Source organism: Petrocella sp. (assembly GCF_059865615.1).
Genome location: NZ_JCBCDA010000068.1, coordinates 25,351 through 40,270, shown reverse-complemented (window position 1 = coordinate 40,270; position 14,920 = coordinate 25,351). Strand labels below are relative to the sequence as shown.

The following is a 14,920-nucleotide window of genomic DNA, read 5'->3' as shown; positions in this document are numbered from 1 at the left end:
ATGTCACGAAAATTGTACCATATAGAACAAAATTAGAGATAGTGTAGATGGTAACTAACTTACATGACTAAAGTGACCCCTTGTAATGACTAAGGTAATTACAACTGTTAAGTCATTAAAAATGGCCTTCTTATCAGATGTTTAACTTCAATTCTCTCAAACCATCTACTTTTTTGGCCTGCCGATATAATGATAGATATCACAAATTCATGGAATTAGGTGAGTTTTTTGAATAGTAAAAAAAATAGACAAAAAAAGTCAGACCAACCGTCTGACTTTTCCCCTTTTAATACTATGCTTGATCCTACATGAGCTTTTCTTTTTTTATGGCTCAATGGTAACAGTTGACCTGTCACCAAGATTGAAACTATCTTTTATCAACATACCTTGAATCATGGTTGCGTCTGCTGTAAAAGAGCCTGGTGAAATCACCCTAGCAAAGTAGAACATTGGTCTATAGTTTTCTATATCTTTATATACACCAAACTTCACGCTTTGATCTTCAATATCTCTATACCAGTAGAAATGATCTTCCAATCCATAGTCCCAAGGGTTCTCCATTGGTACCAGACCGGATGGTGCATAATCTGTAATGGTATAGCTTTGATCGATGGCGTTTTCATCAATTTTCCAATCTATGATTACTTTGACGATATCACCGGTCTTAAAGTTCCATTTTTTCTCTCCGGTTCTATAATCTTCATAACTTCTTGTAACCGATACTTTTGAATCCTTCTCCCGATCAATAAGATTATTGCTATCATAGCTTGCAGCAATCAATACATCAGAGGTTACATCCACAATCTCAAAGGCATCCATTTTAGCAGATGGTAAAGTCACCGAAGTGCCCCACCAGTCTTTAAAATCTACGTCATAGTTGACACCATCATAGCGATAGGTTAATGTTGCTTCATTTTTATTGGCTGATTCCAAGCAAATATCAATAAAATGAAGGAGGTCCAAGTGGTTTAAATAGATTTTTGAATGTCTAGAAGTCACATAGTTTAACATCCTTTGCCCATCCTCATTATTTAACATAGCAAGTAATGGCAATACCATTGAAGAATGTCTAATCTGACTTTCCTCATCATTTGCATAGATGATTCTAGCCTGATTATCAAAATGCTCTACATATGGTTTTATAAATTCTCTGTATTGTTTTTCAGCCATAAAATCATCACCAAGGCTACCATAAGCCAAGGCTGCAATGATATGATCCTCAAAACTCAGATTGCCTGATATAACATAGTCATTTAACTCAAGTAGCATAGGTTCACCCAGCCTCGCTAAACCATAGATCATAAGTCCTCTTGAGTCGGAATTTTTCTTAAATAGTCCATTGTATAGAAATGCTTTAACTTCTGCAATCTGCTGTTCGTTTTCCAAATAATTAACCAGCTTAACCGTTGTTGTAAGATCTAGTTCACTATAAGGGAGTAAGGTTATACCGCCTTCATCTGTTATATAATCTGACAATTGAACTTCTACCTCCGGTAATTCTATGTTAAATATTGATCCTAGTCTATCTTTTGCTACAGATGCTAAGTAGATCTGGTCCACTCTTTTCCCTTCTGAATAATAGAGATTGTATAAAGTCGATATATATTGACCTGCTGATCGATCCGCAAAAGTCAGGGTTGTCATATCTTCTGAGCCTGTTACAATTTTCAAATTCTTAGTTGCTTGATAAGTGTCTATAACAGCCATCTTCTGATAGGTATTAATGACGCGAATTCTTTCCACATAGCTGTCTGTAAGGCCGGATTCTGTCTTAGCTGTTATTTGTATATCATAGTCACCTGCTTCAAGCTTCCATAAAGGCAGACTGATTTTTTCAAATGCCTTTCCTCTACTTGAATAAGTATAATCCATTTCTTCACTTACAACCTCATACTCAATAATCTCATCTTCTTTTATAGCGTTACCATAACCGGCAACATTGACATAGGGTTGATCCCCAACCAGGTAGGTTCGGTTCATGACTGGATTAATGAAGAATGGTAGGGTTACTTTTAATTCTTTTTTCTCTGAACCTGCATACAAAGTTTCTGATAAGGCAGCTGTTGTTATACGCCATGCTGTAACATTATCCGGTAGCTTGAAACTGATTTTTCCGTACCCTTGATCATTAAGTTGCAAGTTCAAGAACAAAGCCGTGTCCTTAAATTCGGAACGAACATTTAGATCTCCTGTTGCTGAATCCAAAGCTATAGATGTTGGCTGTTCCGCCGCCACTTCTTCTTTGGCCATATCCATCCCTTCTGTCATCATTCCATAACCTCGTAAACCACCAAAAATCGGTCCATTGGGATAATTGCTGTTATTATGTGAGCCTTGTTTAATATGAATGCCACTTGAAACCATACCGTAAAGACTTTCTAGTATATTGATTTCCTGCTCATTAAGTGCAAACAATGCTTCATCCACAATACTCAGATTGGCTATACCACTTGGGAGGCTTCTGGTGGTACCATCTTCATCTTTGTAAGTTGCTTTTACCTCTATGGTTACTTCTTCCCCCGGTTTGTAGGTTGTTTGATCCGTTGTTACCTTCAAATCAACCTTAAAACGCTCTTTATTCACGCTTATATTTAAGCCTTCTGTTGTTAGATATGTTTCTCCGGTGAAGCTAACGCCTGTGACTTCTACATTCGGCATAAAGGCTTTTTTATAAGTCGTATCCAGATTAGGTTGATCTGCAATCTTAAGCTCTTTTACACCATCTGTGCCAAACATGATTAAATACTCAAGACCTTCTAAATTACCGGCATTATCCTTAAGAGATAACTTTATTGTTTCATCAAGATCATAGCTTTCTTGATCTGATTCAATAAATAACCTATTATCTTCTACATATCCAAAAATATTATGGTTATTAAAATAATGAGTTTGCTCTATTCTACGCCCTTTTGTGTCTTGTGTTTGAGTCACCAAGCTATAGTGTACAAAGTCTTCTTTGGGTAGTGTCAAGTTCACCTTTGCTTCGCCAAGGTTGTTGGTTATAAGTTCAACCGCTTGGTAGTCTGTTGTTACTAAGTTATACTCATATTTTTTTACCGCCACTTTATGAATGAAATCATAACTTTCTCCAACTTCTGTCTTCACCCATTCATTTTTCTTAATAATACCTTTTATAACATGGCCTTGTACGCTTTGTCCTAAGAAATCATTTGAATCCTCTGCTGTACCGTTATTTAATCGTTCAAGCGTAATCTTATTCACATTTGCTATAATTGTAGCATCCGTTTCTTTCAGAGTTGATTCAATGCCCACATGAATGTCATTGGCAAAGATTCTTATATTCTCGGAGTGATGGATTTCTCCGCTTTCAGGAAGGGTCGCAAAAATATTAATACCACCATAGTGATTACCTTGATACTCTTCATGATAGACGGGTGTATACACAAATTGAGCATTGCCTTCTAAATCTGTTGTCATCTGACCTTCTGCATGACCTATACCGTAAACATTGTATTGAATATCAATGCCTGAAACCGGTGTCCCTTCGAAAAAGCTGGTATTCACATTAACATTCAATGATTCATCAACAAATATGGCTTCTTTGTCTTTGAATAAATCCATTTTGTAATCCGGCTTGACATACTTATCAACTATTATATGATGAGATGCCAATGTTTGATCATCCAACATGATGTTCATCTGGTAACTTCCCGCTTCTAGATTCGGTAATTCTAATTCACCTTTAAGAAAACCATTTTCAAGTTGTACTTCCCTTGAAATCAAAGGTATCTGTTTGTCCATACCCGGCCAATAACTTCTAAAAAACCAATTCTGTTTAGTGACTTCAATACGAACCTTGCTTGGATAATCAGCGGTTTCTCTATTTTGAAGAAAACCAAAGAAAGCTACTTCATCATTCGGTTGATAAAGACCACGATCTGTTTGAAAATAATTCCAATAATCTTGTTGATCAAATCTATACCCTTTATACTGATAATTCAAGCTCTCCATGTTATTATAAGACAGATGATAAAAAACCATATCTTTTGTGGTATCGTCTTCAAATACTGCCAATCCTTCTTGATTGGCTATCGCTGTTGTAGAGCTTCCCATAATCGATACTTTTGCGCCGGAAGCCGGTTTTTGTGTTTCTAAATCGTGCATCCAAAAATAACCCTGGGTATGATCTGCAAAATAATAATAACTCAGGTCCGTAATCTGTATGAATGTCTGGAACCACATATCTTCCCAAGATGATTGAACCACATAAAATCCGGGTTCTAACATGGTTGGTAGTCTAAGATTGTCTTCATAACCATCGGGTGACTCTAAAATCTGTTCAAAATCCAATACTTTTTCTAGATTGGATGTTCCGCTTTCTTCCGGTATTTGATTAAAATTAGACCAAATCGGATAGTTGCCATAATCTTCAATGGCCTTAGAAAAACTTTCAATTGAATCATAGGCATAAACTTTTGATGTGATTTTCATTTCTGCTTTTTTATCATAAATCGAAAAATTAAATGGTATGAATAAAGGTTCTTTCGACGAAAAGTCGTTTAAGAGTCTTCTGTAATTGAAATAGCCTTTTGGTTCTTTAAACAATCCACTGTCTGTTGAAGTTGTTTCAAAAGAAAAAACATGGTCTTTTATCAAGGTTTCACTGGAACCCTCAAGAGGCAAACCTGCTTTGACTGTAACCGTATACAAGGTTTCCGGTTCTAGTTTCCTTGGTATAAACACCATTGTATTGCCATAGGATTCAAAATATCCATTTACCACTGGTTCTATTGAAAAATACTGTGACAAGTCTTTCACTTTTCCATTAAAATATAGTTCGATGCCACTGTCCGTTGGTACACCAGTCCCTTGATGTCTCGGTAAATTACCTACAAGAGTAAAAAGACTTTTTGTTTGAAAAACCCATGAAGTATTCCCAACTAAAAACTTGTATACCTGGTTTTCCTCTAATGGCTCGGCAAAACTAAGCACCAGTTGTTCATCCACTTCTTCTAAGTCAAAAACAACTTTAGGTTTTATAATCAATTGCGCTTTGATTTCATCTAAAGTCATTTCCTTTCCTTCTTCAAAACCAATCAAAAAAGATGTCGTAACATCAATCCCTCTACTGTCAATCTTTGTAGGGGTCAGGGACACACCGTCTCGAAAACTTTCTGCATAAACATACCCTGAATTGTTTCCTGTAAAATACTGATAACCAAATAATCCTGTAATCATAACAACAATCATTGTGAAACTAATGATGACTCTTTTATCCATTTCAATCTTCCTTCCCAACATATAGTTATAACTTAACTTTACCGGAGAATCTCAAGCGTATTTAGACACTATCTCAGGCATCTTAATGAAATCCTATCATCTGGATGGTTAAGCTCTTAGTACCTTTATTTTTTTGACGCATTCATTATAAATATGTTCCAAGATTGATTAATATTACAGAATGATTAAAACCGTCTCACCATTAAAATGGACGAGACGGTTTTCTATCATTGCCTAAGCCGGCCTTTATTCTATTATTCTAATATCAATCTTTTCAATAATCACATCTTCAATAGGTTTTGTGTTAACTGCTTCTACCTTTACTATGGCATCCACAACTTCCATACCTGTTTGCACCTGACCAAATACAGTGTGCTTACCATATAACCACGGTGTGCCACCTACTTCTTTATAAGCATTTATCATTTCCTCCGGAAAACCACCTTGTTCCATACTCAGTGCCACTTCTTCAGTTGGATTGGACAGTTGAACGATAAAAAACTGGCTGCCGTTGGTACCTGGTCCTGAATTGGCCATACACAAAGCCCCTCTATAAGGGAACAAAAGTCCAAACTCATCTTCAAAAGGCGTACCCCATATGCTTTCGCCTCCGCTACCGGTACCTGTAGGATCCCCACCTTGTATCATAAAGTCATCTATTACCCTGTGAAAAATCAACCCATCATAATAACCGTTTTCGGCATGGGTTTTAAAATTCTCCACAGCCTTTGGAGCAACTTTCGGAAAAAGTAACATCTCAATCACACCATGATTCGTTGTCATCGTTGCGAGTATATCGCCTTTTTCTGGTGCCTTCATTTGTTCAAAATTCATAAGCTCATTTAGCTCATTGTCCTCAATATTTTCACTGTTTTCATCTACTTGGTCATCTTTTAGTGTATTTTCGTTTTGACATGCTGCCAATACAAACACCATGGTCCCAACTAGAAGGCCTATTGATAGTATGTGTTTTAAGTTCATAAAATTCGCCTTTCTTAAATCTCCTTATTATTTCTCTGATAATAGAACCAATACACATGATTGCAACACTTCAATATCATGATTTTTGGCTTTTTCAATCAATGCGGCACTGGCCGATCCAGGTTGCAATAAGATCTTCTTAATGCCTTTTTCTATAACATCATCAAGGATTCTAATCCCAATAGAAGGGTTTATTACAAAATCCACCACATCAATTGTTCCCTCATACTCCGTCAATTTTTGATATGATTTTTCACCTAATACTGTGTCATAGTTTCTTGATACCGGTATTACTTTATAACCTTCATCTAATAACCTTTTTGTTATTTTTCTACCATAGCTTATATTTTTTTCGCTGGCGCCTATGACCGCCCAATTCTTGTATTCTAACCATTCATGTTGACTCATTTTTATTCACTCTCTTTCATTTCGAAAAATCCTATTTTCCATTTGATAATCATTATTATTTGTGTTATTCTTAGATTGTTAGTATTATTTTGACGCCTTAGTCACATTATTATATCACAAAGGAGATTATTATGTTACCACAAGACCCATTTATATTACTCAGTATGATAAATATGAAGCTGCGTGACCATCACAAGTCCTTAGATGATTATTGTATAAGTGAAAATCATCAAAAGCATCAGATTCTAGAAACCCTTGCTAAGGTCAATTATGTTTATGATCCTCAAACTAACCAGTTCAAATAGCTTCTAGGCACCTCTATTATTATACATATCTTTAACATTCCAAGAGTTTTTCATAAATAACCACATCTAAAAGTCGGTCGAATTTTTTACCGACTTCTTTAAAATGCCCACATTTAAAATAACCCAAGCCTTCAAAAAGCCTTATACTTCCTATGTTTTCAGTACATATAACTCCAAGTAGCGCTCTAAAGTTATGGTTTCTTGCAAAATTCTCAATATACTTCAATGCCTCATATCCAATGCCTCTACCCTGAAAAGCTTCGTCTAGATAAATGGTTACTTCAGCTGTCTGATCATAGGCTTCTCTTGGCTTATATCTGTTTAGAAGCACATAACCGACAAATCTACCTTCAATAAGGATTTTATATGATGGGAAACGATCCATACCCGAAAAAAGAATCTGTACCATTTCATCTTCTTCTATAGGCGCAATCGAAAATGTGGAGGTCGATGTTTTAATGTAATGATTATATAGTATTAACGCATCCCTTACATCTTCTTTTGTGATTGCTTCAAAAACAATTCGATCCATTCCTCTTAAACCTCTTGTTAACTTATTTTTATTTCTTTTACAACTTTAATACCATTGTCCATCATGCTTTTTAGGAATATATCATGCATAAGATCACCATGATGAAAGCCCTCTATATCAAAGGTCTGAACAAGAGATTCGCAAACATAGACCTCTCCATCCAATTGATGCTCATTCAAATAAGCTCTTAATGTAACAGCATATTGATAAACACAAATATCCGTCACACAACCTACAACCAAATAACTAGATATGTCAAGATTCATAGTAGCCGGATTATGAGCAAGAATACCGTTGGTACTGTTTTTAAATATTGTGGTGAGTCCTTTTACTTCTAAAGCCGCAAGTGAATCTACCAACTCACTTTCCTTTGTGTTGCCTACACAGTGAGAAGGGTATGCTGAAAACTCTTTAGCATCCTCCGGATGATGGTCTGTATAAGCATAAACCTTTATACCCTTTGACAAAGCTTTTTCACTTAGTTCCACTATGTCCGGAATCATTCTACCGACTCTTGGACTATAAAGAGCACCTGCTTGAGCAAACCCTTTATTCATATCGATTACCGCCAAAATAGTTTTATTGGGATCAAAATCATCTAACCCTATTGTTTCTGCACCCATCAGTTGTACTTTTATAGCCTCTATTGCTGATTTTATATTTTCCATCTGCTATAACCTACCTTTCTGATTGTCTTCTTTTTTCGCGTACATATTGCAGTACTGTCCTGCAGACTTATAAACGACCAAACATGGCATTTGTTTGGATTTGAATCCGAAATATTTACAGCCTTTTGGATTTCTTACATCCCATGTAACATAATAATACAAGCAACCTATGCAACTTTTCACTTCATTTCGTTCTAACACTTTTTTCATCCCCTACAGATAAGAAAGCTATGTTTACTTTAGCATCGTTTGAATGGTTGGTAGGTATTTACTCACATCAGCTACAATGAATTTTCCTACTACCTTTTTTTCTCGGTCACGAATAACCAACATATATTTTTCTTTTGTTATTAAATAGAGTCCGATACTTTCCCATTTTTTACTTAATTCTGCTGTAAATCCATTGGCTGACTCATAATTAAAAGAGAGAATCATGGACATTTGTCGATCCGGTTGGAAATAAAACTGATTTTTTTTAACGATAAGGTTGCCAACTGAAAAATCATACCAACTATTATGGCGCATACAAGGTAAATAATATCCTTTTTCGCTTTCTTCTGATAAATCAAAAGCTTTTTTCATGAATTGGTCCAATACCATCCTAGCTATATAGAATATAATAACAGCACCTAAAACACCTTGAAAAAATGTATTTCCTAGTTTTTCCTGTTGGATATTTTCTACAAGGGTGCCTGTTACAATCAACTCTCGAATAGCTTTTGATAGAAAAACCGCCGACCATGTAAACAGCAACAGTAAAAATGGGAATTTGCCAAACATATTGTTGGCTGACTTTCTATATTCTTCACGATTGATAATGGGTTTCATAATTCCTCCTAATTTTGTCCAGAGCCTTTATTATGTCTTAAACTCAGCATATTTTTAAAACCATCATATCACAGAGGCGTTCATTGTGCTAGAAGAAATTCATGGATTCTTTCCATTTTGTAAGGACTTATGATAAACTAATTAGGAAGAAAAAACAAACCACTTAAAACTTCCGACATTAGAGTAATAAAAGTGGCATAATTTTGTAAAGGAGATTCTTATTATGGAAACTATTATGAACAACATCAAGCTCAACTTTCAAGGTGCGATTGGTGATACTATCAATAAAGTTGTTTTTGCCATTATTGTACTTGTTATCGGTTGGATTGCCATTGGTTGGATTATGAAAATCTTAAAAAAAGTCCTACAACACAGTAAAATCGATCCAACTTTGAAACCTTTTATTATATCCTTATCCTCGATTTCTTTGAAAATCATCCTTATAGTAAGTGTAATCAATATGGCTGGTGAGGCCACTTCCTTGGTTGCTGTGCTTGGTGCTGCCAGTTTGGCTATCGGTCTTGCTTTTCAGGGTGCTTTGTCAAATTTTGCCGGTGGCTTTTTGATTCTAACCCTAAGACCCTTCAAAATTGGTGACTTCGTTGAAACTTCAGGTCATAAAGGTACTGTAGAAGCCATCCATGTTTTTAACACTGTTTTAATTACCATTGATAATAAAGTCATCACCATTCCTAACGGCCAACTGTCCAACGCCAGTGTTATAAACTATACTGAAAAGCCAACTCGACGTGTTGATATTGCTTTTGGTGTCGGATATGATGCCGATATCAAACTGGTTGCTCAAGTCCTTGAATCGGTTATTAGTCAGCACCCACTTGTCCATGAAGACCCAGCGCCTTTTATCAAGCTTGCTGAACATGGTGATAGTGCTTTGGTTTTCCAAACACGATCATGGTGTAATACTTCCGATATGTGGACTGTTCATTATGATTTGATGACTCAAGTGAAACTGGCTTTTGATGAAAATAATATCAGCATACCCTTTCCACAAATGGATGTTCATCTTAACAAAATTCAATAATTGATCACTTGACATATCTTATAAGAGGGCTCTATCCAATACTTAGGATAGAACCCTCTTGTTTTATATTATAATCTAATTCTGATATTCTAGAAGCCTACCAATATTTTTTGAACCAGCCAGTAAAAATATTGTAAACTGCCTTTTGCTCACCTTCAACTTGATAACGTTCAATTAGGGCGCGCAGTTCTTCTGCAAAAGCAAAATATTCCTCTTCATTTAAATATATTTCTTCTTTGTCTATATATCCATTTCTTGATTCATCTTTTCTTTCATGCGTCTGCTTTAGGTGTTTAGCACCCTTCATGATGTCTTCTTTAAACTCATCTACCACACTGAGAATCATATTTGTCGTTGAATCAAATAAGGCCTCATGATTGTTAATATTCTGATAAGCAACTTTGAATTGTTCCGTAGTCAGCTTATAGTATTTAGCTGTAATGCCATTGATGACTTCTGTATGATCTAGCACTAGGATATCAATGGATAGCAGTTTTTTCACATGGTAATGTACTTTTGCTGGTACTTCTCCCATGATGTCTGCTACGCCTTTAACTGTTAAGGGTTTTCTGGCTTTTATATAAGCATTGATTATTTTCATTCTGTATGGATCTGAAAAGATTTTAATCTCGTCATCCGATTCAATCTGTCTTATGGCATTCATATTCTAACCTCTCATCACTTATAGTATTATGTCTTGTCATCCTTATAAAGAATAACATAAAGTCCCGTCTATGTCTATTTAATTACGTTTTTTTATCGTTAAAATATTTTTTTAATTAATGACTTGAAATTATCCTTTGATTTTTCAAGCCTTATGTTTCTTACCCGTTTATCATAATCAATTCTACTATCTTTTTTTATCGTTGGTTAAAGGGTCAAAAATGTATTGTAATGAGTATATTAATTTAACTCATATGTTGTATATATTTAGAAGAATTTACTTTTGACGCTTTGACCCATCTTCAAAATCTATATAAAAACGACTAAATATATCATTAATTCAAGTATAAATATGGCGTTTTTACCAATTCCTCATCTGAATATTATTGACTAATACAGTATCCTATGATATTCTTAGATTGCAGTTGATAGATGTACATCGTAGATATTTGATTATATAAATTCTTGGTATCGTGGATGGGTTTTACGGACTAGAGAAATATTAAACAATGTTTACTAAGATGTTCTATTGTTCAACACCAATATTTTCTAGGAGGATAACACATGCAAAACGGTACTGTAAAATGGTTTGATGCAAAAAAGGGCTTTGGTTTCATTTCTACTGATAATGGCGAAGATGTTTTCTGTCATTATTCCGCAATACAATCTGACGGATTCAAAGTGCTTGAAGAAGGCGATGCTGTTTCTTTTGAGATTACAACCGGTGCAAAAGGACCTCAAGCGTCAAATGTTACCAAAAATTAATTACTTGTTTTTTGTAACATCATAAAATAGTAGCGATCAAATAAAGGACTGTCTATGACAGTCCTTTATTTGATCGCTACTATTTAGAGGTCTTAACCTATAGTTCAATCTTATCGATTCGTATAGCAAGTTCTTCAAGTTGTTTCTCTTCAACACCACCTGGCGCCGAAGTCATCGGACAGGATGCGTCTTTCACTTTTGGGAAAGCAATGACATCTCTAATACTATCAGAACCCGTCATTAACATGGCAATTCTATCAAGTCCATAGGCCAGGCCTCCATGAGGTGGCACGCCAAATCTAAAGGCATCTAAAAGGAATCCAAAGCGATCATAGGCATCTTCTTCTGAGAATCCAAGGGCTTCAAAAACACGTTCTTGAACTTCTCTTTGATGAATTCTAAGTGATCCACCACCAATCTCATTACCATTTAAGCAAATATCATAAGCTCTTGATCGTACTTTTGCAATATCTGTCGTCATCAGCTCCATATCTTCTTCTTTTGGCATTGTAAACATATGGTGCATAGCTGTATAGCGTTTTTGTTCAGAATTCCATTCCACTAATGGAAAATCTGTTACCCAAACAAAATCAAATACATCCTTTTTAAGCAAGTCTAAACGCTTAGCGATATCCAACCTTAGATTCCCAAGTGTATTATAGACCACATCATTTTTGTCTGCACAGAACAAGAGTAAATCTCCCGGTTGGCCATCCAATGCTGTAACCATGGCTTCAACCGTTTCTTCTGACAGAAACTTGGTAATAGCTGACTTATAAGCACCCTCTTCGGTAATGGCTATCCAAGCCATGCCTTTCGCTCCATAACTAACGGCCGCTTCACCTAATGCATCGATTTGTCGTCTTGGCATATCTCCACAAGTTTTTGCATTGATACCACGAACACTGCCACCACTTGATACTGCGCCACTAAAGACTTTGAAATCAGAGTTTTTAACAATATCAGAGACATTTACGAGTTCCATGCCGAATCTTAAGTCCGGTTTATCGGAACCAAAGCGGTCCATAGCTTCTTGATAAGTCAGTCTTTTAATCGGTAAAGCAATATCCACATCTATGACTTCTTTAAACATCTTTGCTAACAATCTTTCATTCATATTCATAACATCATTTTCATCAACAAAGGACATCTCAATATCAATCTGTGTGAACTCAGGTTGACGATCTGCACGAAGGTCTTCGTCTCTAAAACATTTAACAATCTGATAGTATTTGTCAAAACCAGATAACATCAATAATTGCTTAAAAATCTGAGGTGACTGAGGTAATGCATAAAAATTACCTGGATTCACACGGCTAGGTACAAGGTAGTCTCTTGCACCTTCCGGTGTTGATTTTGTAAGCATTGGTGTTTCAAGGTCAACAAAACCTTCTTCACTCATAAAACTTCTAACCACTTCTGTCAATTTACTTCTTAGCATTAATTTTTTCTGAAGATCCGGTCTTCTTAGGTCCAGATATCTGTACTTCAGTCTCAAGTCTTCTCTTACACTGCTGTTATCCTCAATTTGAAAAGGAGGTGTCTCAGCGTCAGATAAGATTCGAAGTTCCATTGCCCGCACTTCAATAGTACCTGTCCTAAGATTGGTATTAATGGTCTCTTCTGTTCGTTTTTCTACCAAGCCTTTTACAGCGATTACAAATTCCGAACGAATTTTCTCGGATTTCTTAAAGCCTTCATCACCAATAGAACTGATATCCACGACAACTTGTAGCAAACCAGTTCTATCTCTTACGTCCAAGAATATGACTCCACCTAGGTCACGTCTTTTTTGAACCCACCCCATAATGGTTACATATTCATCAATATGCTCTTCTGTTAATGCCGTACACATATGAGTACGTTTCATACCCGTCATCGATTCGCTAAAACTCATTTTAATGCCTCCTATGCTTCTTTGCCTATAAAGCAGGTTAATATTTCACTTAGTTTTATTTCTGTTGTTTCACCTGTTTCCATATCTTTTACTTGTACTTGGTTCGTTTTAAGCTCATTTTCTCCAATGATTATGGTCTTAAGTGCTCCTATTTTATTAGCATATTTCATTTGAGCTTTAACACTTTTACCAAGATAATCTGTTTCAACAACTAAACCTGAAAGTCGAAGACGCGTTACAATCTCATAGGCTTTTGCTGTCACTTTTTCTCCCAAAATGCCAACATACAAATCAATATTCAAAGCTGTTGCCAGTGTTATATCCTCTTTTTTCATGGCAAGTAATAAACGTTCTATACCTATACCAAAACCCACTGCCGGCATATCAATCTTTCCATCTATTTCTTGAACCAACTTATCATATCTTCCACCACCACAAATGGTCATACCATCCTGATCAATAAATTCAAATACGGTTTTGGTGTAATAATCTAGTCCTCTTACAATATCTGTATCCACTTCATAAGAAACATCAAGGGCATCCAACCATTTTTTTAAAGTATCAAAATGCACCTTACAATCTTCATCCAGATAATCAATGGTTCTTGGTGCCTCTTTGACAATTTTTTTACAGCCTGCTACTTTACAATCAATGATTCTTAAAGGATTTTTTTCCATACGTTCTTTACATGTACCACAAAGACCTTCTTTATGTTGATTCAAATATGCCATAAGGGCTTTATTATAGTCTAATCGACAAGTCCCACAACCAATACTATTGATGTGTAGCTTCGCTTTTTGAATGCCTATACGATTAAATAAAGTCCTAAGAACCGTAATGACTTCAATCTCAGCCAATGGTCCCGGCGCTCCAAATACTTCTACTCCAAACTGGTGATGCTGCCTGAGCCTTCCGGCCTGTGGTTTCTCATATCGAAAGGCAGGCGTAATGTAGAATAGTTTGGTTGGCTGAACTTCATTGAACATTTTTTGTTCCAGAAAACTTCGAACCACTCCGGCAGTTCCTTCTGGTTTTAAAGTTATACTTCTATCACCTTTGTCCATAAAGGTATACATTTCTTTTTGGACAACGTCTGTCGTTTCACCCACACCTCTTAAAAATAAATCGGTATGTTCAAAGACCGGCGTTGAGATTTCTTTGATATTGAACTGTACACAGATTTCACGTATTATTTCTTCCAAACGGGTACGAATCACCATTTCTTCTCCGAACCAGTCTTTGGTGCCTCTTGGCATTTGAGTAATCATTTGAATCCTCCAATTCTGCTTTCTTATGTACTGTTTTTATCCAGTACACATTTCGATAATATAAAAAACCCGTCTCTGACATATGTTGTCAGGGACGAGTTATTAACCCGCGGTACCACCCTAATAGAGATTGCTCTCCACTCAATGGTCTTATAACGATGACCGGCCGGATTAAGCTACTAGCATAGTTTTCGCTCAACCACTCAAAGGTGTCTTTCAAATAGGTATCAGTAAAAAGCTTTCAGTCTCGGCTTTTCTCCCTTATACTGAGGGACTTTATTCTACTTTTCCTTATCAACGATTTGTTTATGATTTACTTTAT

The 14,920-nt window shown here is 35.9% G+C and carries 13 protein-coding genes and 1 other annotated feature; of the genes, 3 read left to right on the top strand and 10 right to left on the bottom strand.

Annotated elements, in window-relative coordinates; translation table 11 throughout:
- Nucleotides 1-324: 324 nt before the first annotated feature.
- From AC6F8J_RS07770 to AC6F8J_RS07760, 3 genes are all read right to left on the bottom strand, one after another.
- Complete coding sequence (locus AC6F8J_RS07770) at nt 325-5,241, bottom strand: alpha-2-macroglobulin family protein (RefSeq protein WP_500722280.1); 4,917 nt, start codon at nt 5,239-5,241, stop codon at nt 325-327.
- A 246-nt stretch (nt 5,242-5,487) separates the two neighbouring features.
- A complete protein-coding gene (locus AC6F8J_RS07765) occupies nt 5,488-6,222 on the bottom strand; it encodes a peptidylprolyl isomerase (RefSeq protein WP_500722278.1) in 735 nt (244 codons plus the stop codon).
- A gap of 27 nt (nt 6,223-6,249) precedes the next feature.
- Complete coding sequence (locus AC6F8J_RS07760; RefSeq protein WP_500722276.1) at nt 6,250-6,630, bottom strand: CoA-binding protein; 381 nt, start codon at nt 6,628-6,630, stop codon at nt 6,250-6,252.
- Nucleotides 6,631-6,761: 131 nt separating this feature from the next.
- On the opposite strand from AC6F8J_RS07760, the gene AC6F8J_RS07755 reads away from it, so the two are divergent.
- Complete coding sequence (locus tag AC6F8J_RS07755) at nt 6,762-6,935, top strand: DUF4250 family protein (protein WP_500722273.1); 174 nt, start codon at nt 6,762-6,764, stop codon at nt 6,933-6,935.
- 31 nt (nt 6,936-6,966) lie between these two features.
- Here the strand turns inward: AC6F8J_RS07755 and AC6F8J_RS07750 are convergent, their stop codons facing one another.
- From AC6F8J_RS07750 to AC6F8J_RS07735, 4 genes are read right to left on the bottom strand one after another with little or no spacing between them, the layout of a single operon-like run.
- Nucleotides 6,967-7,467: a GNAT family N-acetyltransferase gene (locus AC6F8J_RS07750; protein ID WP_500722271.1), complete on the bottom strand. Its 501-nt coding sequence runs from the start codon at nt 7,465-7,467 to the stop codon at nt 6,967-6,969.
- 17 nt (nt 7,468-7,484) lie between these two features.
- The gene (locus AC6F8J_RS07745; protein WP_500722269.1) at nt 7,485-8,135 is read right to left on the bottom strand and encodes an isochorismatase family protein; all 651 of its coding nucleotides are present in this window, start codon (nt 8,133-8,135) and stop codon (nt 7,485-7,487) included.
- Between the two features lie 3 nt (nt 8,136-8,138).
- Nucleotides 8,139-8,336: a hypothetical protein gene (locus AC6F8J_RS07740; protein WP_500722267.1), complete on the bottom strand. Its 198-nt coding sequence runs from the start codon at nt 8,334-8,336 to the stop codon at nt 8,139-8,141.
- A gap of 33 nt (nt 8,337-8,369) precedes the next feature.
- Nucleotides 8,370-8,963, bottom strand: a complete 594-nt coding sequence (locus AC6F8J_RS07735) for a hypothetical protein (protein ID WP_500722265.1) — start codon at nt 8,961-8,963, stop codon at nt 8,370-8,372.
- A 223-nt stretch (nt 8,964-9,186) separates the two neighbouring features.
- On the opposite strand from AC6F8J_RS07735, the gene AC6F8J_RS07730 reads away from it, so the two are divergent.
- Nucleotides 9,187-10,005 (top strand): mechanosensitive ion channel domain-containing protein, encoded by an 819-nt coding sequence (locus AC6F8J_RS07730; protein ID WP_500722263.1) that lies wholly within the window; start codon nt 9,187-9,189, stop codon nt 10,003-10,005.
- A 97-nt stretch (nt 10,006-10,102) separates the two neighbouring features.
- On the opposite strand, the gene AC6F8J_RS07725 is transcribed toward AC6F8J_RS07730, so the two are convergent.
- The gene (locus AC6F8J_RS07725; RefSeq protein ID WP_500722261.1) at nt 10,103-10,669 is read right to left on the bottom strand and encodes a hypothetical protein; all 567 of its coding nucleotides are present in this window, start codon (nt 10,667-10,669) and stop codon (nt 10,103-10,105) included.
- 563 nt (nt 10,670-11,232) lie between these two features.
- Here AC6F8J_RS07725 and AC6F8J_RS07720 point away from each other — a divergent pair.
- Nucleotides 11,233-11,433: a cold shock domain-containing protein gene (locus AC6F8J_RS07720; RefSeq protein ID WP_500722259.1), complete on the top strand. Its 201-nt coding sequence runs from the start codon at nt 11,233-11,235 to the stop codon at nt 11,431-11,433.
- A 97-nt stretch (nt 11,434-11,530) separates the two neighbouring features.
- Here the strand turns inward: AC6F8J_RS07720 and aspS are convergent, their stop codons facing one another.
- Nucleotides 11,531-13,330 carry an aspartate--tRNA ligase gene (aspS, locus tag AC6F8J_RS07715; RefSeq protein ID WP_500722257.1) on the bottom strand — a complete coding sequence of 600 codons (1,800 nt, stop codon included), beginning with the start codon at nt 13,328-13,330 and terminating at the stop codon, nt 11,531-11,533.
- Nucleotides 13,331-13,341: 11 nt separating this feature from the next.
- Nucleotides 13,342-14,598, bottom strand: a complete 1,257-nt coding sequence (gene hisS / locus AC6F8J_RS07710) for a histidine--tRNA ligase (RefSeq protein ID WP_500722255.1) — start codon at nt 14,596-14,598, stop codon at nt 13,342-13,344.
- A gap of 87 nt (nt 14,599-14,685) precedes the next feature.
- Nucleotides 14,686-14,905, bottom strand: a binding site (T-box leader).
- Between the last annotated feature and the right edge of the window lie 15 nt (nt 14,906-14,920).